This window comes from Micromonospora craterilacus, assembly GCF_003236315.1.
Lineage (GTDB): Bacteria > Actinomycetota > Actinomycetes > Mycobacteriales > Micromonosporaceae > Micromonospora > Micromonospora craterilacus.
In genome coordinates this window covers 1-412 of the sequence record NZ_POTY01000589.1, presented here as the reverse complement: position 1 = coordinate 412, position 412 = coordinate 1, and the positions used below count along the sequence as shown (strand labels likewise).

Genomic DNA, 412 nt, shown 5'->3' with positions numbered 1-412 from the left:
CTATAAAAGTCATGGGCGGAGAAGACTGGGAAATATGGGTAGATACACTAAAAGCAGCGGGTGTATTGAGCGAAGGATTCAAAACAGTTTTATATTCTTACATTGGTCCTGAGTTAACGTACCCGATTTATCATAAGGGTACGTTAGGAAGGGCCAAGACACAAGCAGAAAGCTCAGCGCAAAGAATTACCGATAAACTAAAAGATATAGGTGGAACAGGCATTATATGCGTTTCTACGGTAGTAACAACTAAAGCAAGTGTTGTAATACCAATCTTACCTAAATATATGATAGCTTTGTATAAAGTTATGATGGACGAAGCCACACATGAAATTCCCATTATGCACAAAGATCGAGTTTATCGTGAGATGATTTACGGTAATAAGCCTATTTTTGATGATAAGGGTAGATT

At 37.6% G+C, this 412-nt stretch carries 1 pseudogene; it reads left to right on the top strand.

Going from position 1 to position 412, the window contains the following annotated elements:
- Positions 1-11: 11 nt before the first annotated feature.
- Positions 12-412: pseudogene (locus C1I95_RS34580) on the top strand (bifunctional NADH-specific enoyl-ACP reductase/trans-2-enoyl-CoA reductase); the annotation flags it as partial.